Genomic DNA, 20251 nt, shown 5'->3' on the forward strand with positions numbered 1-20251 from the left:
GGACTAGATATTATAAAATTAAACCGCCTATTTGTATCGTAAACACTATTAATAATAGGATTTTGTCTATCAAATATTTTGATATTAAAAAGTATTTGAATTTAAGAATCTAATCGAATTTAAAGGAATGCGTGTTTTTATGAGATATCTCAAATTGACATGGTTCTTTCTTTTGTTAGAATATGAACATAACTAAATATAGAAGGACGTAATTTAAATGGGGAAAAAGGAATTACAACGTTATTCACTCAGAAAGTCTAGCCTTGGTGCGGCTTCTGTTCTTTTGGGGACTGCAGTTCTTGCAGTAGGAGCTTCAAATGCAAGCGCTGATGAGGTAGCAACAACTACAGATTCAGCAACACCAGCAGTTGAAGCAACAGATGCTGTTGAAGAAAACACTTCAGCCGTAGCAGATTCAACTGAAAAGAAAGTTGTTAACGTTACTGAAGAAGGCAACACAACTGTTACAACGAGTGAAGTAACAAATACAAGCTTAGAAGCTGCAAAAACAGCTGCAACTAACGAAGGGGTTGAGGTTAAGGAAGAACCTGCTCAAACCAAAGAAACTGTTGAAGCAGCTGCTGCAGATAATAAAGCACAAGCAGAGAAAATCAATACAGTCGTTTCTGATTATAAAGCGGCTAAAGAACAATACAAGTCAGATAAAGCTGACTATGATAAAGCAAAAGCAAACTATGATGCCAAATTAGCTGAGAAAGCACTTGCTGATAAAACAAATGCTGAAGCTCAGGCTAAATATGATACTGAAAAAACAGCTTATGATAAAGCTTCAGAGCAATACCAAATTGCTAAGCAAGCTTATGACTCAGCTCTTTCAGAGTACAAGACTAAGAAAGTTACTTATGATGCTAAGGTAGCAGAAAAAGAAGCCGCTGATAAAGAAAATGCGCTTTCTGCAGCTAAATACCAAGCAGAATTGGCAACATATAACCAAGCAAAAGCTGATTATGAAGCAGCTCTTGCTCAGTACAATAGCGATAAAGCCAAATACAACGCTGAAAAAGCTAGCTATGATAATAAAGTAGCTGAAAAAGTTGTTACTGAGAAACGTAACGCTGAAGCTGAAGCTAAATATCAAACTGAGCTAGCAGCATACAATGAAGCAAAAGCTAAATATGATGTAGAAAAAGCAGCATATGACAAGAATCTTGAACTTTATAACGCTAAGAAAACAGCTTATGAAGCAGATCTTGAAACAAAACAAGCTATTGAAAAATACAATGCAGATGCTAAAGCTAAATACGAAGCTGCCTTGGTTGTCTACAATGAGCAAAAAGCTAAATATGACCAAGAGTACCTTGAGTATCAAAACAAATTAGCTGTCTACCAAACAGCACTTAAACAATACCAAGATGCTAAAACAGCTTACGATAAATACATGAATGATCCTGTATATCGTAACCTTAAAGATGCTGAAGTTGTTCAAGAATTGACTTTCCAACGTGAAAACGATGCGACACACAAAGTTGAAGGTGTAAGCAACTACTTGACAAAAGAAGCACAAGAGCGTCTTAACACAAGTAATGTTTTCCAATATGACTCTAACAAGTTACAAGCATCTGACATTGTTTCAAATAGCCCTTGGACAAACACTGAAGACGAGTGGATTCAAGTTAAAGAAGGTGACAAATTTGTTGTTACTTATGATGGTTTGAACCAATCAAGCATGCTTGTTGAAAATGAAGCATCAGCAATCAAACGTGTTGTATACCGTTACGAAATCGTTAGACTTCCATCAAACGACGGAAAAGGTATCGCGAAAATCAGTAAGGATCCAACAGTAACTATGACAGTTGGAGCGTCAACTGATCAAGATAAACCGGTTAAAGTAGCTGTAGATGTTGAGTTTTACGATAAAGATGGTAAAATGTTCAACCTTAGTGAGCGTAATGCTATCGTAGCACTTAACTCACTTAACCACTGGAACGGTGCAGCTTATGTTGAAACATCTGAGCGCCCACGTCCACTTACAGTAGAAGCGAAAGACGTTAATGGTAATACTGTTCGCGGTACTTACAATCCTTACGCAGATGGTTCTACTTTGGCAATCCAAAACGGTGAAGTTGTTACAAAATCTGGTTACGCAGATTTTGGTGGAGCTACAGTTAACATTTCAGATGAGAACCCACTTAAGGTAGTGGTTCCTATCACTGACTGGAATGGTTCAGAATGGGTTGTCTCACGTGAAATTCCAACTGATGTAACAACTCTTAATGCTTCAGGTAGTGGTAATGGCCACGCTCTTGGTAACCAAGATTATACGTTTGGTGATAAAGATGATGTTATTGGTTCATACAGTGTTTCTGCTGAAACTGGTTTGATTACATTCACACCTAAGAAAAAATACCAATCAACACGCCACCAAGAATATGTAAATATTGGTGATAACCAATTCATCGCTATTCCAAAATCATCAGTTACTTATGATGCTGCCACTAAAGAAGTAACATCTGTCAATGATAACCAATACATTGACCACGGTGCAGTCTTTAATGGTGAGACAACATCAGAATTGACAGGTTGGGATAACGCTGATTCACCTTACCTCTACTATGGAGGTGCAGGTATCAAGATGACTAATGGTCACTTGGTATTTACTGCTGAAGGTGCAAATGCTGATGGTGCACCAACAGTTTATTGGTTCGCAATCAACTCTAACCTTGGTTTGCCTAAGAATCCAGGTGAAAAACCTGAAGAACCTAAGGCACCAACACCACCAACAGCACCGGTTAAACCAGTCGTTAAAACAGTTGGTATCAATCCACAAGAACCAACACCACCAACACCTCCAAAAGAGCCAGTGGCACCAACGCCACCAACTCCAGAGGTAGTTGAAGTTCCTGGTAAACCACAAGAACCAACACCACCAACAGGTCCAACAGCACCAACGCCACCAACACCAAAAGTGGTTGAAGTTCCAGAAAAACCGGTTGAACCAACACCACCAACAGGTCCAACGGCCCCAACGCCACCAACACCAAAAGTAGTTGAAGTTCCTGCTAAACCAGTAGAACCTAAAACTCCTGAAAAACCAAGTGTTGTATGGCACAAGAACTATGTCGTTGAGAGAGAGTCTCACGTGGTACCACCAACACCACCGACTACTCCACCAACACCTGTTACTCCTCCAACTCCAGTGACACCACCAACTACACCAACTCCAGATACTGAAGTTCCTGTAGTGCCTCAAGCTGAGTTGCCACAAACTGGTGAGCACACTAGCAATGCTGGATTTATTGGACTTCTTTCAATGATTTTTGCAGCCTTTGTAGGATTCTTCAAACGTCGTAAAAAAGATTAAGTGGTGCTATTAAATTAGTTCCCCATCAAAACTAGATTCTATTTAGGATCTAGTTTTTATTTTTGCTCGTTTTTCCTCCCTCATATTATTTCTATTTACTGGTGAAACATGTTATAATTGTTTTGAACGACTATTTTAGAAAGATGCAAGGAGACGAGCATGGAAGAACTTAAGAAAATCGCTGGTGTAACCGCTGCCAAATATGTTGAAGATGGAATGGTTGTTGGACTCGGTACAGGGTCAACAGCCTACTTCTTTGTAGAGGAAATTGGCCGTCGTATTAAGGAAGAAGGTCTTAGTGTTGTTGGTGTAACGACATCAAGTCAAACCACTAAACAAGCTGAAGGCTTAGGCATTCCTTTGAAGGCAGTGGATGACATTGACAGTATTGATGTTACTGTTGATGGAGCCGACGAAGTAGACCCTCAACTCAACGGGATTAAAGGTGGCGGTGGCGCCCTTTTGATGGAAAAAATCGTCGCTACACCTACAAAAGAATATATCTGGGTGGTTGATGAGTCTAAAATGGTTGATCAATTAGGTGCTTTCAAACTACCAGTTGAAGTGGTTCAATATGGTGCTGACCGTCTGTACCGTGTCTTTGAGTCTAAGGGCTATAAGCCATCATTCCGACTTACGGAACAAGGTGACCGCTTTGTTACAGATATGAAGAACTATATCATCGATCTTGATTTAGGTAAGATTGAAAATCCAGTAGCTCTTGGTGAAGAACTAAAAGCTATGACAGGGGTTGTCGATCATGGATTGTTCAATGGCATGGTTAATAAAGTCATCGTTGCAGGAAAAGACGGTGTTAAGGTCGTTGAAGTTAAGGCCTAGTCCGATTTTTATTCCCCTCACTTTTAATGAGGAAAACTAATTAATTATTTTCAAACTATTAAATAATATAGAAAGGCAAGAGGTAATTTCGAAAAGATTTTAGCTCTTTGTGGTGTTGTTATGTCCAAATTTAACCGAATGCATTTAGTCGTTCTTGATTCAGTAGGAATTGGTGCTGCTCCAGATGCCAATGACTTTGTCAATGCAGGTGTGCCAGACGGTGCTTCAGATACCCTTGGTCACATCTCTAAATCTGTAGGATTGAATGTGCCAAATATGGCTAAGCTTGGTCTAGGAAATATTCCTCGTGAAACACCTTTGAAAACAGTACCAGCAGAGAGCAACCCAACTGGTTATGCAACAAAATTGCAGGAAGTTTCTCTTGGTAAAGATACGATGACTGGTCACTGGGAAATCATGGGTCTCAATATTACTGAACCTTTTGATACTTTCTGGAACGGATTCCCAGAAGAAATTCTCACTAAAATTGAAGAATTCTCAGGACGTAAAGTCATTCGTGAAGCTAATAAACCATACTCAGGTACGGCTGTTATTGAAGACTTTGGACCTCGTCAAATGGAAACTGGTGAATTGATTATTTACACTTCAGCTGACCCAGTTCTTCAAATTGCCGCACACGAAGACGTTATTCCTTTGGCTGAATTGTATCGTATTTGTGAATATGCACGTTCAATTACTCTTGAGCGTCCAGCTCTTCTAGGGCGTATCATTGCTCGTCCTTACGTTGGTGAACCTGGAAACTTCACTCGTACGTCTAACCGTCGTGATTTGGCTGTTTCACCATTTGCACCAACTGTTTTGGATAAATTGAATGAAGCTGGTATCGATACTTATGCCGTTGGTAAAATCAATGATATTTTCAATGGAGCTGGTATCAACCACGATATGGGACACAACAAATCAAATAGCCATGGTATTGATAATTTGATTAAAGCTATGACTTCTGAAGACTTCAAACATGGTTTCTCATTCACAAACTTGGTAGACTTTGATGCCCTTTATGGACATCGTCGTGACCCACATGGATATCGTGATTGCTTGCACGAATTTGACCAACGTTTGCCTGAAATCATTGCTGCTATGCGTGAAGATGATCTCTTGATGATTACTGCAGACCACGGAAATGATCCAACTTATGCAGGTACAGACCATACTCGTGAGTATATTCCTTTCTTGGCTTATAGCCCATCATTCAAAGGAAATGGACTTATTCCAGTAGGTCATTTCTCTGACATCTCAGCAACTGTCGCTGAAAACTTTGGTGTAGATAAAGCCATGATTGGTGAAAGCTTCTTGGATAAACTTATCTAAAATGAAGCGCTATGCATTTTTGGTTCGTGGGATAAACGTTGGTGGTCGTCACAAGGTAGTCATGGAGGAATTTTGTCGTGAATTAGAAGAACTCGGTATGTCACATGTTTCTTCCTATATAAATAGTGGAAATCTTTTCTTTGATTCTACCTTGATGAAAGAGGAACTCCTCTTAGTTTTAGAGGAATTTCTAAATAAGGCTTATCCATTTATTAAGGTATTTTCTCTTTTTACTCTTGAAGATTATCAAAATGAAGTAGCCTCATTACCTAAGTGGTGGGAAGATGATTTCTATAGAAAAGACGTCCTCTTATTCACTGAAAGACTTGATAAGACCGAAATGAAGAAGATTATTAACTCTTTAGAGTTGAAAGATGAAATACTTCATTTTGGTCAACTTGGTGTCTACTGGGTAAAGTATGATAAATCAACTTATAGCCAAACGACTTATCATAAGAAGTTATTGAAAACACCTTTTTATCCTGATATAACCATTCGAAATGCGAGAACTTTTTCAAAAATTGGTCACTTTTTAAGAATGAAATAAAATTAAGGGAGAAATAACATGTCGCTACTTGAAAAAATTAGAGTTACTCAAGCCTTCTTGGAAAGCAAAGGAATTGAAAAACCTGAATTTGGTTTGATTTTAGGTTCTGGACTTGGTGAGTTGGCTGAAGAAGTTGAAGACGCAATTGTCATTGACTATGCGGATATTCCAAACTGGGGACAATCAACGGTTGTCGGTCATGCTGGAAAACTTGTTTACGGAACTTTGTCTGGACGTAAGGTTTTGGCTCTTCAAGGGCGTTTCCATTTTTATGAAGGAAATCCGCTTGAAGTCGTTACTTTCCCTGTACGTGTTATGAAAGCTCTTGGATGTGAAGGAGTTGTTGTAACCAATGCAGCAGGTGGTATCGGCTTTGGCCCTGGTACTTTGATGGCCATCACTGACCACATTAACATGACTGGTCAAAACCCATTGATCGGTGAAAACTTGGATGATTTTGGTCCACGTTTCCCTGATATGTCTAAAGCTTACACACCTGAATACCGTGAAACCGCTCATAAAGTGGCTGATAAACTTGGTATCAAATTGGATGATGGTGTTTATATCGGTGTGACTGGTCCAACTTATGAAACTCCAGCTGAAATCCGTGCTTATAAGACACTTGGTGCAGATGCTGTTGGGATGTCTACAGTTCCTGAGGTTATTGTTGCAGCTCACTCTGGTTTGAAAGTTCTTGGTATCTCATGCATTACTAACCATGCAGCTGGTTTCCAAGAAGAATTGAACCACGAAGAAGTGGTGGAAGTGACTGAGCGCGTCAAAGGAGACTTCAAAGGATTGCTAAAAGCGATTCTTGCTGAACTCTAAAAAGGAATAATTGATGTCAAACTTAATGAATAATCCATTATTTCGTATCGTTCGTGGAGTTTTTATAATTGCTTTCCTGACCATGGTTTGGTTGGTTATATTTTCTGCTATAGATACAAGTGGTAGTGATATAAACTATGAACCGTTTCAAGGCGCATCTATAGTATTTGCAATTTTTAGCTACATGATAATAGCATTTCTATTTCAATACCATAAAGCTGTTAACTTAAAAGAATTGATCAAATCTTCATACAGTGCAATTGAAATTAAAGAAAAATATGTGGAAAAGCTAATTGCGCAACTTCGTGAATTAACTGATAAGATTGTAGACCATGAGTTAAAAATGTCTGTTAGAAAAAATGTTTCAGAATTGTTAGAGGAAAAAAAGTCTGTCAACAATTTGACTAACGATGAAAACAAAGCTAATCATTCAGAATCTAAGCGGAAGTCTTACGGTGAGTCTGGTAATTTTTCTAAACATGAATACTCTACTAAACTAGAGGAAACGAAGAATAAAATTATTGAGGAAATCGAAAGAGATACAAATATTACCGCTGATCAAAGTATAAAGGATTTGATTGCTGAGATTAAAGAGTCAGAAGTACTTGTTGCTAATCAAAAATTATACTACAATGAAATGGTGTCGCAATATAATAAAACAATTTACAGTTTGCCACTTGCTTTGTTAAGAACAACTTTAGGTCATTCAGAGATAAACTACTTATAACATAGAACAAAATCATTAAGACTAGAATATAGTTAAAAAGGTCAAAGAATGAAAGCTAGTTTTAGTTTTTCTAATTCAGCACGAGATTGCCTTACTATGAAATAAAAACAAAGAAGGGATTGACCCTACTCTAAAGACAGTAGGAAAAGTTGGTTAAAGCAATTTTAGCCATACTCTAATATATGGGTAGTAAAGAGAGAAAGAGTTTGACTTGGCTCCCCAAGTCGATTAGGTTAAGTTTAGCTGTTTTGACAACCGGAATAGCTTCTGGTTTGATTGGTATTCTTTGCCATTATCTTTTAGATTTTATAAAATTTCTTACTTTTGGCAATGATACGACAGATCTCTTGTTACAATTTAATTCTGTAAGTGCTTATCGACGCTTCGTAGTTATAGTGGTAGCTGGTGTCTTAGCTAGCATCTTTTGGTATTTCCTTCAGCGTCGAGTCTCCCTTCTTTCCATTAGAAAGGCTAAGCAACTCGTTGGCAAGAAGAGTCCAAATTTTCTTGGCCAAAGTCTACATGCTTTGGTGCAAGTAGCAATCGTTGGAGCAGGTGCTTCAGTAGGCAAGGAAGCAGCTCCACGAGAATTAGGTGCCTTATGTGCTGGCAGTTTATCAAAAAAACTGGGTTTAGAAATTCCTGAAAGACAACTCATGATTGCATGTGGTGCAGGAGCAGGTTTAGCTGCGGTTTACCAAGTTCCCTTTGCCAGTATACTGTTTGTTTTGGAAACTTTGGGAGTTGCTTGGAAACTGAAAAACATTGGTATCATTCTTGTGACAACCTATTTGTCAGCTTATTGTGCTCGTCCAATTGTTGGTGGGAAAGCTATATATTTAGTTGATAAAGTAAGCTTACATCCTACTAGTTTGATACAGATTCTTGTTTTGACGCTGTTTGTAACTCCGCTTGCTCTTATATTTAAAGTTTTAGCTAAAAAGGCGAGTAAAAGTCGTATAACAGATAAACATATTCTCTGGACCATGCCCGTCTCTTTTATAATATTAGGTGGTATTGTAGCTTTCTATCCTATAATCATGGGAAATGGTCAGGTTCTAGCACAATGGATGTTCTCTGGAGGAACTTCGGAATACCTTCCGATTTTGCTGGTAATCAAAGGGCTTATTGTGTGCTTGTTGCTATGGTCAGGTACTTATGGAGGGACACTGACGCCTTCGTTTACTTTAGGTGTCGGATCGGGTTTCTTATTAACAAGGTGTCTTGAGACTTTTGGTTTGTCCCTAAATCCTAATCTAGGAATGTTACTTGGCGCAACCATTTTTTTAGTAACAACTTTGGATGCTCCTCTGACGGGAATAGCCTTAGTTCTAGGTTTTACCGGTCAAGGAGGGCTGGTAGCAGTTCCTCTAATCTTAGCGGGTCTACTATCAAGGATAATTAATAATAGATGGAAGAAAAAACAATGAATATTCATTTTATCTTACACGAAACGTTTGAAGTTCCAGGAGCCTATTTAAAATGGGCTCAAGACCGTGGGCATAATATCACATCAACCAAGGTATATGAGGAAGAGGTCCTTCCTGAAACCGTTGAAGGTATTGATTTTCTAATTGTGATGGGTGGTCCTCAGTCACCTGATGAGGATCGTCAGACCTTTCCTTATTATGACCCAAATGCTGAGATTGCATTTATGCAAAAAGCAATTGCTGCTGATATCTATATTGTTGGTGTATGTTTGGGAGCTCAGCTTCTGTCTGTAGCCTATGGTGGTAAGTATGAGCATAGTCCAGAACGCGAAATTGGTGTGTTTCCAATAACACTTACGGATGATGGATTAGCTGATGAGCATGTCAAAGGTTTTGGCACAACTCTCAATACTGGCCACTGGCATGGTGATATGCCTGGATTGACTGATAATGCAGTTGTTCTTGCTACTAGTCAAGGTTGTCCACGTCAAATTATTCGCTTTAGTCCTAAACACTATGCCTTCCAAGCACACCTAGAGTTTGATTCCCAAGCTATTGATTTGCTCATAGCTGCGGATGGCGAAGAACACTTGCGTAAGCAAAATAAGGAGTTACCTTTTGTTCAAACACCTGAACAATTGCGTACCAACGATTATTCAGAAATGAACAAGAAGTTATATGATTTTCTTGATTCATTGACTCAAGCTTAATCCACTTTTAAAAAAGTAATAATTTATCAACTATATAATAGTGGATAAATTATTTAAAAATAAAAATTAAGAATGGTAGATAGTGTGTTCAGGTTGCTCTTTTACCATCAAAAAATAGAAAGGACGGGTTAACTGTATTCACTAAAATGAATACGGGCGGAGAACGAAGTAAAAAGATAAACTGTCTAGCATTTATAAGGCGTCGTCAGTTTCCTATTATTACTTTGTTCTCTGTCGCCTCTCCTGTATATAAAAAATGAAAGGAAGGGTAGTTCGGGTTTGAAACTGAACCCGGGCTAGAGGCTGTGTAAAAAAGATAAATCCTCCTAGATGCGAAGCATCTTTGTCGGATTTCCTATTTTTACTTTGCCTCTTTAACGCCCTTGGTATCTTATATTATGTCTATCCATATTGCTGCTAAGCAAGGTGAAATTGCTGATAAAATTCTCCTACCTGGAGATCCTTTACGTGCGAAATTCATTGCCGAGAATTTCCTCGAAGACGCTGTATGTTTCAATGAAGTTCGTAATATGTTTGGTTACACAGGAACATACAAAGGTGAACGTGTCTCAGTAATGGGAACTGGAATGGGGATGCCATCTATCTCTATCTATGCTCGTGAGCTTATTGTTGACTACGGGGTTAAAAAATTGATTCGTGTGGGAACTGCTGGTTCATTGAATGAGGATGTTCACGTTCGTGAGTTAGTTCTAGCGCAAGCGGCAGCGACAAACTCTAACATTATTCGTAACGATTGGCCACAATACGATTTCCCACAAATTGCAAGTTTCAATCTCTTAGATAAGGCTTACCACATTGCTAAAGAGCTTGGTATGACTACACATGTTGGTAATGTCTTGTCTTCTGACGTCTTCTATTCGAACTATGGTGAAAAGAACATCGAGCTTGGTAAATGGGGTGTGAAAGCTGTAGAAATGGAAGCAGCAGCACTTTACTACCTTGCGGCTCAACACCAAGTAGATGCTCTTGCCATCATGACTATTTCTGATAGTTTGGTTAATCCAGATGAGGACACAACAGCTGAGGAACGTCAAAATACTTTCACTGACATGATGAAAGTTGGTCTTGAAACACTAATTGCAGACTAGTTTGTAAAAGGACGCCATTTGGTCGTCCTTTTGTGTTGTAGCTAATATCTGTTCGAAGTGACAATAGGTTAAAATTTTTCAAACTACTATAAAAAAATAAAAATATTCGGAAGAAAGATGCTTTTAAGGAATAAGTAAATATCCGACAATTTAAAAAACAACCGCTAAAAATGTGAAAAACAACTTACAAAACAATGAAAAATGATAGAAATTAAATGCTTGATATCATAATGAAAAACGGTTTCTTCTTTTTTAAAAAGAATGACAATTGAAATGAAGTTATAGTAATGTTATAATAATAATGGGAAATGTCTAATTTTAATTTATAGGAGCAATTTATATGAGTTCGCGTACGAATCGTAAGCAAAAACGTACGAGTAATAGATCGTGGGGGATGGTCAACATTGGGTTGACCATTCTGTATGCTATTTTAGCATTGGTCTTATTATTCACCATGTTCAATTATAATTTCCTATCCTTTAGGTTTTTGAACATCATTATCACTATTGGTTTGTTGGTAGTTCTTGCTATTAGCATCTTCCTTCAGAAGACTAAGAAATCACCACTAGTGACAACGGTTGTATTGGTTATCTTCTCGCTAGTTTCTCTGGTTGGTATTTTTGGTTTTAAACAAATGATTGACATCACTAACCGTATGAATCAGACGGCAGCATTTTCTGAAGTAGAAATGAGCATCGTGGTTCCTAAGGAAAGTGACATCAAAGATGTGAGCCAGCTTACTAGCGTACAGGCACCTACTAAGGTTGATAAGAACAATATCGAGACCTTGATGTCAGCTCTCAAAAAAGATAAAAAAGTTGATGTTAAAGTTGAAGATGTTGCCTCATATCAAGAAGCTTATGATAATCTTAAGTCTGGCAAATCTAAAGCTATGGTCTTGAGTGGCTCTTATGCTAGCCTATTAGAGTCTGTCGATAGTAATTATGCTTCAAATCTAAAAACAATTTATACTTATAAAATTAAAAAGAAGAATAGCAACTCTGCAAAACAAGTAGATTCAAAAGTCTTCAATATTTATATTAGTGGTATTGATACCTACGGTTCAATTTCAACAGTGTCACGTTCAGATGTCAATATCATTATGACCGTTAACATGAACACACATAAGATTCTCTTGACGACCACTCCACGTGATGCGTACGTTAAGATTCCTGATGGAGGGGCAGACCAGTATGATAAATTAACCCACGCAGGTATTTATGGCGTTGAAACATCTGAAAAAACTCTGGAAAATCTTTATGGCATTAAGATTGATTACTATGCACGTATTAACTTCACATCTTTCCTTAAGTTGATTGACCAACTTGGTGGTGTGACAGTTCATAATGATCAAGCCTTCACGAGTCTTCACGGGAAGTTTGATTTCCCAGTTGGAGATATCCAAATGAATTCTGAACAAGCCCTTGGCTTTGTTCGTGAGCGTTATAGTTTGGATGGAGGAGACAATGACCGTGGTAAGAACCAAGAGAAAGTGATTTCTGCTATTGTAAACAAGTTAGCTTCACTAAATTCTGTATCAAACTTTACTTCAATCGTTAACAATCTTCAAGACTCTGTTCAAACGAATATGTCTCTAGATACCATTAATGCTCTGGCCAATACACAACTTGATTCAGGTTCTAAATTTACGGTGACTTCTCAAGCAGTAACAGGTACAGGTTCAACCGGACAATTGACCTCTTATGCTATGCCAAATTCTAGTCTCTACATGATGAAACTGGATGATTCTAGTGTGGAAAGCGCCTCTCAAGCAATCAAAAATTTGATGGAGGAAAAATAAGTGATTGACGTTCACTCACATATTGTTTTTGATGTTGATGATGGTCCTAAAACTTTAGAAGAAAGTCTTGACCTCATTGGCGAAAGCTATGCGCAAGGAGTGCGTACGATTGTTTCAACATCCCATCGTCGTAAGGGAATGTTTGAAACCCCAGAGGATAAAATCTTTGCAAACTTTTCTAAGGTAAAAGAAGAAGCAGAAGCACTTTATCCAGACTTAACTATTTGTTATGGTGGTGAACTTTATTACACCTCAGACATTGTGGAGAAGCTTGAAAAGAATCTCATTCCACGCATGCACAACACTCAATTTGCTTTGATTGAGTTTAGTGCTCGCACCTCTTGGAAAGAAATTCATACTGGGCTTAGCAATGTTTTACGAGCAGGGGTGACACCAATTGTTGCTCATATTGAGCGCTATGATGCCCTCGAAGAAAATGCTGACCGTGTTCGAGAAATCATCAACATGGGGTGCTATACTCAAGTTAATAGCTCTCATGTTCTAAAACCAAAGCTCTTTGGAGATAAAGATAAAGTAAGAAAAAAACGTGTTCGTTATTTCTTGGAGAAAAATTTGGTTCATATGGTTGCTAGTGACATGCATAATCTTGGTCCAAGACCACCATTTATGAAAGATGCTTACGCTATTATCGAAAAGACTTACGGAACGAGACGTGCTCGTAACCTTTTTATCGAAAATCCACAAACACTACTTGAAAATCAATATATATAGGAGAAACTATGACTCAGGAAAACACGAAGCGTGTTGAAATCGATGTACTTGCACTATTGCAAAAACTTTGGACTAAAAAAGTATTTATTTTATTTACAGCCTTTTATGTCGCTGTCTTTGCCTTCTTGGGAACTTACTTCCTCATTCAGCCAACATATACATCGTCTACACGTATTTATGTGGTTAATCAAGCTAATGATGGCAAAAACCTTTCTGCTCAAGATTTGCAGGCCGGTACATTTTTGACAAAAGACTACAAAGAAATTATTACATCAAACGATGTCTTGTCAGAAGTTATCAAAGATGAAAAGTTGAATATGACAGAAGCAGAACTTGCTAAAATGATTTCAGTTAATATTCCTACTGATACTCGTCTTATTTCAATTTCTGTTAATGCTAAAACTGGTCAAGATGCGCAAACACTTGCCAATAAGGTTCGTGAAGTTGCTTCAGAAAAAATCAAGAACGTGACAAAAGTTGAAGATGTTACAACGCTTGAAGAAGCTAAATTGCCAGAGTCACCATCTTCACCAAATATCAAACGTAATGTGCTTCTTGGAGCAGTGCTTGGAGGATTCCTTGCAGTGGTTGGTGTATTGGTACGTGAAATCCTAGATGATCGCATTCGCCGTCCAGAAGATGTGGAAGATGCCCTTGGAATGACACTTCTTGGAATTGTCCCTGATACAGATAAAATTTAAGGAGAAGAAATGCCTCTATTAAAGTTAGTAAAATCTAAAGAAAACTTTGCCAAACAAACAGAAGAGTATTACAATGCCATTCGCACAAATATTCAATTTTCTGGTGCTCAGATGAAAGTGATTGCGGTTAGCTCTGTTGAAGCTGGTGAAGGAAAATCAACGACATCTGTTAACTTGGCGATTTCATTTGCTAGTGTTGGGCTCCGAACACTTCTCATTGATGCGGATACCCGTAACTCTGTTTTGTCAGGTACATTTAAATCAAATGAGCCTTATAAAGGCCTTTCAAATTTCCTTTCTGGAAATGCTGATTTAAATGAAACGATTTGCCAAACTGATATTTCTGGTTTAGATGTCATTGCATCTGGTCCTGTACCACCTAATCCAACAAGTCTTTTGCAAAATGACAATTTTAGACATTTGATGGAAGTTGCTCGTAGTCGTTATGATTATGTCATAATTGATACGCCACCAATTGGTTTGGTCATTGATGCTGTTATTATTGCCCATCAGGCTGACGCTAGTCTTTTGGTTACAGCAGCTGGGAAAATCAAACGTCGCTTCGTAACTAAGGCTGTTGAACAATTGGAACAAAGTGGTTCTCAGTTCTTAGGTGTCGTCCTTAATAAAGTGGATATGACAGTTGATAAGTATGGATCATATGGTTCTTATGGCTCATATGGTGAGTACGGGAAAAAATCAGACCAAAAAGAAGGTCATTCAAGAGCACATCGTCGTAGAAAAGGATAGCATTAATGGGGATGATGCGGCTCCTTATACCTTAACAGATTAAAAAGGGGTTTAGAGTGAAAGAAAAACAAGAAATTCGTCGCATTGAAATTGGTATTATACAGTTGGTTGTGGTTGTTTTCGCAGCCATGGTAGCTAGTAAAATACCTTATACAGAGATTACCCAAGGAAGCATTGTCCTTTTAGGTGTCGTACATGTAGTGTCTTACTATATCAGTAGTTATTATGAAAATCTTAAGTATAGAGGCTACTTGGATGAACTCATTGCAACTGTCAAATATTGTTTCATATTTGCTCTAATTGCAACTTTCCTCTCATTTTTTGCAGATGGAAGTTTTTCAATCTCACGTCGCGGACTTCTTTACGTCACCCTGATTTCAGGTGTTCTCTTATACGTTACAAATACTGTTCTTAAGTATTTCCGCTCATCAATTTATACACGTCGTAAAAGTAACAAGAATATTCTCTTGATTTCTGATCAGGCACGTCTTGAAAATGTTTTGTTTCGTATGAAAGACAATATGGATGGTAGGATTACAGCCGTTTGTGTCTTGGATAATCCTTATTTCACTGATCCTTTTATCAAGAGTGTTAAACCTGAAAATTTGATTGAATATGCGACACACTCAGTAGTAGACCAAGTTTTGATTAATCTGCCAAGTGAGCAGTACAAGATTTGGGATTATGCGTCACCATTTGAACTTATGGGAATCCCAGTATCCATTAATTTGAATGCCCTTGAATTTATGAGTCAGGGTGAAAAACGTATCCAACAATTGGGTCCTTTCAAAGTTGTTACGTTTTCTACGCATTTTTATAGCTATGGAGATATCTTGGCGAAACGCTTCCTCGATATCTGTGGAGCTCTAGTTGGTTTGCTGCTCTGTGGTATTGTTGGAATCTTCCTTTATCCTCTTATTCGTAAAGATGGAGGACCAGCTATTTTTGCTCAAGATCGTGTGGGAGAAAATGGACGTATCTTCAAGTTTTATAAATTCCGTTCTATGCGTGTTGATGCGGAAGAAATCAAGAAGAATTTGATGGCACAGAATCAAATGTCTGGTGGTATGTTTAAGATGGACAATGATCCACGTATTACCAAAATTGGACATTTCATTCGTAAAACGAGTCTTGATGAACTTCCACAATTTTGGAATGTTCTAAAAGGTGATATGAGCTTGGTAGGAACACGTCCACCAACATTGGATGAGTACGAATCTTATACACCGGAACAAAAACGTCGCCTCAGCTTTAAACCAGGTATTACTGGTCTTTGGCAAGTAAGCGGTCGAAGTGAAATTACTGATTTTGATGAAGTTGTAAAACTAGACGTTGCTTATATGGACGGATGGACAATCTGGCGCGATATCAAAATATTATTGAAAACAATTAAAGTAGTAGTAATGAAGGATGGAGCAAAGTGATGGCTTTCTCCATTTCTTTTAATGGTGATTAAATGACAAAAACAGTTTATATCGTTGGTTCTAAGGGAATTCCAGCAAAATATGGTGGATTTGAGACCTTTGTTGAGAAGTTGACAGAGTTCCAACAAGACAAAGATATCCAATATTATGTAGCTTGTATGCGTGAAAATTCTGCTAAATCAGGAATTACAGCAGATACTTTCGAACATAACGGTGCTAAATGCTACAATATTGACGTCCCAAATATCGGGCCTGCACGTGCCATCGCTTATGATATCGCAGCTCTTAATAAGGCCATTGAGATTGCTAAGGAAAATAATGATCAAGCACCAATCTTCTATGTTTTGGCCTGCCGAATTGGTCCATTTATCTCAGGTATTAAAAAGAAAATCAAGGCTATCGGTGGTACCCTTATGGTTAACCCGGATGGTCATGAATGGCTTCGTGCAAAGTGGAGTCTTCCTGTTCGTAAGTATTGGAAAATTTCAGAGCAACTCATGGTTAAACATGCAGATCTCTTGATTTGTGATAGTAAAAACATTGAATCTTATATTCAAAATGATTATGCGAAGTATCGTCCTCAAACAACCTATATTGCCTATGGAACAGATACAACTAAATCTCGATTGACTAAGGTTGATGATAAGGTACGCACATGGTACTTCGAAAAGGGAGTTATTGAAAACAATTATTATCTTGTTGTAGGACGTTTTGTGCCTGAAAATAACTATGAGGCTATGATTCGTGGTTTTATGGCATCTAGCTCCGATAAGGATTTTGTTCTCATTACCAATGTTGAAGAAAACAAATTTTACGACAAGTTGCGCCAGGAAACTGGTTTTGACAAGGATCCTCGTGTGAAGTTTGTCGGAACTGTTTATGACCAAGAATTGCTCAAGTACATTCGTGAGAATGCCTTTGCTTATTTCCATGGTCATGAGGTAGGTGGAACCAATCCATCACTTCTTGAGGCGCTTGAGTCAACTAAGCTCAATCTCTTGTTGGATGTTGGCTTTAACCGTGAAGTCGGTGAAGATGGTGCTCTCTATTGGAAAAAAGACCAATTGGCAAGTGTCATTAATCAAGCTGAACAATTGGATGAACAAGCTATCGCAGACCTCAATCAAAAATCAAGTAAACGTATCGAAGAAGCCTTTACTTGGGAAAAAATTGTTACAGACTACGAGAAAGTATTTAAAGGATAGAAATGCAGAAAATTTTATATCTTCACGCTGGTGCCGAAATGTATGGTGCTGATAAGGTTTTGTTGGAGCTTATTAAAGGATTGGATAAAGAAGCCTTTGAGGCTCATGTCATCTTGCCCAACGATGGCGTCTTAGTGGGTGCATTGGAAGAGGTTGGTGCTAAGGTAAAAGTTATCGATTATCCAATCTTGCGCCGGAAGTATTTTAATCCTAAGGGAATTCTTGAGTATTTTGGCTCTTATAATCGTTATTCAAAGCAAATTGCTAAATATGCTAAGGAAAATGGCATTACTCTTATTCACAATAATACGACTGCGGTACTTGAGGGAATTTATCTCAAACGTAAGTTGAAACTTCCTTTAATTTGGCATGTTCACGAGATTATCGTCAAACCAAAAGCAATCTCTGATTTCATCAACTTTTTGATGGGACGTTATGCTGATACGATTGTGACAGTTTCAAATGCTGTGGCCAACCACGTGAAGCAGTCTCGCTTTGTAAAAAATGACCAAGTTCAGGTCATCTATAATGGTGTTGACAATGCCGTCTATCATGAAATGGATGCCAGCGCAGTTCGAGACCAGTTTGGTATCGCACAGGATGCTTTGGTTATCGGAATGGTTGGTCGAGTGAATGCTTGGAAAGGTCAAGGCGATTTCTTGGAAGCAGTGACTCCAATCTTAAAGGCTAATCCAAAAGCAGTAGCCTTTCTGGCAGGGAGTGCTTTTGAAGGTGAAGAGTGGCGTGTTGATGAGTTGGAAAAGGCAATATCAGACTCACCAGTAGCTGGACAAATCAAGCGTATCGATTATTATAGTAAGACAACAGAGCTCTATAATATGTTTGATATCTTTGTCTTGCCAAGTACCAATCCAGATCCCCTACCAACCGTAGTTCTCGAATCAATGGCTTGTGGCAAACCTGTAGTCGGCTACCGTCATGGTGGTGTCTGTGAAATGGTTAAGGAGGGTGAAAACGGTCTTCTTGCCACACCAAACCAGCCTGCAGAATTGTCTAAGGCCATCCAAGAATTGGCTGATAACACTGAGAAGAGAGAGCAATTTGGCAAGGCCTCTGTTAAACGCCAAAAAGAACTATTCTCTTTACAAAGTTATATTCGTAATTTCTCAGAACTATATAAGAAGTACTAATATGAACAGTGAAACACTAAAAAATAAATTAAAACCAATCGTTTATCCAATTATTAATTTTATTCCTAGACGAAGACTTAAGAATAAAAATTTTACGATCATTTGTGATAATTGTTGGGCTGGAAAAGTCTATCAGGAATTGGGCTTACCTTATCAAACTCCATTTGTAGGGATGTTTGTCTTTTCTCCTGATTACATCAAGATGCTAAAGAATTTAAAACACTATTTGAGTGGTAATATTCCTTTGACATTTGTTAAGGAATCGAAATACATCAAAGACTTTGATAATGCCTATCCTCTAGCACTTCTTGATGATATTGAACTTCATTTCCTGCATTATGCTGATGAAGAAGAAGCAACTCAAAAATGGAATCGTCGTTTAGAAAGAATACATTGGGATAATTTGTATTTCAAGTTCAATGATAATGATGCCTGTACTTACGAGCTGATGAAAGAGTTTGAAGAACTTCCATACAAGAGTAAGGTGATTTTCTCTTCGAAGAATTATAGTGAGCTACCTTCCTTGGTTCATTTTAAATCAGCAGAGAAGCAAGGGCATGTTGGGATTGATTTGAAAACTTACCACCGCTATTTTAATGCTGTTACCTGGTTGAATAAGGGTGGGGAAGATTTAACATAAAATAAAAATTTAGGTGAAGAATCCATGAAACCACTTTTAACTGTTGTCATTCCAGTTTATAATGTCGAAAAGTATTTAAAACGTTGCGTAGAAAGCGTACTTGTCCAAGGGTGGCATAATTATGATATTTTACTTGTAGATGACGGAAGTACTGATAGCTCTCCTCAAATCTGTGATGATTATGCTAAAGTTTATGACTTTATCTCAGTGATTCATAAAAAAAATGGAGGGCTTTCTGAAGCTCGCAATACTGGTATTTCACATGCTAAGGGTGATTATGTTTATTTCCCTGATTCTGATGACTGGCTTGAACCACAAACATTTAAAGAATTAGCAGAGGTGTTGGAATCCCAAGAGTTTGATATCGTTTCTTTTAACCGTGAGTTTGTGAAGGGTGAAGAAGATCCTATAGTTTCAGATCCATTAGTAACTCAAGTGTTTGAAGGTAAAGATGCTTTTGTCCAAGTGCTCAAGCATAGTTATATCACAGGTTTTGCCAACGACAAAGTTTATAAAAAGTCTCTATTTATTGATAATAATATTTCTTTTCCAAAAGGAAAATATTATGAAGACTTGGGAACGAATTACAAGCTTTTTCTTTCAGCTGAGAATGTCTTTGCTACCAATCAAAAGTATTATCACTATTTAATTGATAATCCTGATTCCATTACACAGTCTTGGAATGAGCAGAAGTTTAGTGATATGTTTGAATTTTATAAAGATATTTTCTATTCTGATTTTGTTCGTTCACAATTAAATCAAGAAGAATTACAAACTTCACAGCTATATTATGTGAATGGCTTGACTCATATGTTGGCAAGTTTATATAAATCTGAATTAGATAAAAAATATATAGACATTACTAATCAAGTGAAACAAGAGTTACTTAAGAATAGTGTTTCTCTTTCTCAAATGAAAAATCAACCAAATAAGTTAAAATATATACTGTTTAGACTTAAAGTATTAAAACTGGCTTTCAGTATTCAAAACATTTTCTGATAT

The 20251-nt window shown here is 37.7% G+C and carries 18 protein-coding genes; all 18 read left to right on the forward strand.

Features of this window, described 5'->3' with window-relative positions; genetic code table 11:
* The first annotated feature begins 217 nt into the window (after positions 1-217).
* The 18 genes from H7U02_RS04130 (at position 218) to H7U02_RS04215 (ending at position 20248) form a co-directional block, all read left to right on the forward strand.
* Positions 218-3322, forward strand: coding sequence for a GbpC/Spa domain-containing protein (locus tag H7U02_RS04130; protein ID WP_201042843.1), 3105 nt, complete (start codon positions 218-220; stop codon positions 3320-3322).
* Between the two features lie 159 nt (positions 3323-3481).
* Positions 3482-4162: a ribose-5-phosphate isomerase RpiA gene (gene rpiA / locus H7U02_RS04135; protein ID WP_002884973.1), complete on the forward strand. Its 681-nt coding sequence runs from the start codon at positions 3482-3484 to the stop codon at positions 4160-4162.
* Between the two features lie 120 nt (positions 4163-4282).
* Positions 4283-5494, forward strand: a complete 1212-nt coding sequence (locus tag H7U02_RS04140) for a phosphopentomutase (RefSeq protein ID WP_155213299.1) — start codon at positions 4283-4285, stop codon at positions 5492-5494.
* A 1-nt stretch (position 5495) separates the two neighbouring features.
* Positions 5496-6041: a DUF1697 domain-containing protein gene (locus H7U02_RS04145; RefSeq protein WP_201042885.1), complete on the forward strand. Its 546-nt coding sequence runs from the start codon at positions 5496-5498 to the stop codon at positions 6039-6041.
* An 18-nt stretch (positions 6042-6059) separates the two neighbouring features.
* A complete protein-coding gene (locus tag H7U02_RS04150) occupies positions 6060-6869 on the forward strand; it encodes a purine-nucleoside phosphorylase (RefSeq protein ID WP_002884861.1) in 810 nt (269 codons plus the stop codon).
* Positions 6870-6882: 13 nt separating this feature from the next.
* Positions 6883-7596 (forward strand): LemA family protein, encoded by a 714-nt coding sequence (locus tag H7U02_RS04155; RefSeq protein WP_201042845.1) that lies wholly within the window; start codon positions 6883-6885, stop codon positions 7594-7596.
* Positions 7597-7778: 182 nt separating this feature from the next.
* Complete coding sequence (locus tag H7U02_RS04160; protein ID WP_060972925.1) at positions 7779-9026, forward strand: chloride channel protein; 1248 nt, start codon at positions 7779-7781, stop codon at positions 9024-9026.
* Positions 9023-9736 carry a type 1 glutamine amidotransferase gene (locus tag H7U02_RS04165; RefSeq protein ID WP_037601325.1) on the forward strand — a complete coding sequence of 238 codons (714 nt, stop codon included), beginning with the start codon at positions 9023-9025 and terminating at the stop codon, positions 9734-9736. Before H7U02_RS04160 ends, H7U02_RS04165 begins: the two co-directional genes overlap by 4 nt.
* A gap of 398 nt (positions 9737-10134) precedes the next feature.
* Positions 10135-10845, forward strand: a complete 711-nt coding sequence (gene deoD / locus H7U02_RS04170; RefSeq protein ID WP_014634439.1) for a purine-nucleoside phosphorylase — start codon at positions 10135-10137, stop codon at positions 10843-10845.
* 340 nt (positions 10846-11185) lie between these two features.
* Complete coding sequence (locus H7U02_RS04175; RefSeq protein ID WP_201042847.1) at positions 11186-12646, forward strand: LCP family protein; 1461 nt, start codon at positions 11186-11188, stop codon at positions 12644-12646.
* On the forward strand, positions 12647-13378 hold the full coding sequence (cps4B, locus tag H7U02_RS04180) for a capsular polysaccharide biosynthesis protein Cps4B (protein WP_118189457.1): 732 nt from the start codon (positions 12647-12649) through the stop codon (positions 13376-13378).
* 8 nt (positions 13379-13386) lie between these two features.
* Positions 13387-14079 carry a capsular polysaccharide biosynthesis protein gene (locus tag H7U02_RS04185; RefSeq protein WP_048790943.1) on the forward strand — a complete coding sequence of 231 codons (693 nt, stop codon included), beginning with the start codon at positions 13387-13389 and terminating at the stop codon, positions 14077-14079.
* Positions 14080-14088: 9 nt separating this feature from the next.
* Complete coding sequence (locus tag H7U02_RS04190; protein WP_002890888.1) at positions 14089-14829, forward strand: tyrosine-protein kinase; 741 nt, start codon at positions 14089-14091, stop codon at positions 14827-14829.
* A gap of 56 nt (positions 14830-14885) precedes the next feature.
* On the forward strand, positions 14886-16253 hold the full coding sequence (locus H7U02_RS04195; RefSeq protein ID WP_201042849.1) for a sugar transferase: 1368 nt from the start codon (positions 14886-14888) through the stop codon (positions 16251-16253).
* A gap of 32 nt (positions 16254-16285) precedes the next feature.
* Positions 16286-17458 (forward strand): beta 1-4 rhamnosyltransferase Cps2T, encoded by a 1173-nt coding sequence (gene cps2T, locus H7U02_RS04200; protein ID WP_070577188.1) that lies wholly within the window; start codon positions 16286-16288, stop codon positions 17456-17458.
* A 2-nt stretch (positions 17459-17460) separates the two neighbouring features.
* Positions 17461-18609, forward strand: coding sequence for a glycosyltransferase family 4 protein (locus tag H7U02_RS04205; RefSeq protein WP_073950425.1), 1149 nt, complete (start codon positions 17461-17463; stop codon positions 18607-18609).
* 1 nt (position 18610) lies between these two features.
* Positions 18611-19249, forward strand: coding sequence for a DUF1919 domain-containing protein (locus H7U02_RS04210; protein WP_201041361.1), 639 nt, complete (start codon positions 18611-18613; stop codon positions 19247-19249).
* A 24-nt stretch (positions 19250-19273) separates the two neighbouring features.
* Positions 19274-20248, forward strand: coding sequence for a glycosyltransferase (locus tag H7U02_RS04215; protein ID WP_201041360.1), 975 nt, complete (start codon positions 19274-19276; stop codon positions 20246-20248).
* Positions 20249-20251: the final 3 nt, after the last annotated feature.

The organism is Streptococcus sp. 3.1, from assembly GCF_016648915.1.
In the GTDB taxonomy this organism is placed as follows: Bacteria; Bacillota; Bacilli; order Lactobacillales; family Streptococcaceae; genus Streptococcus; species Streptococcus salivarius_E.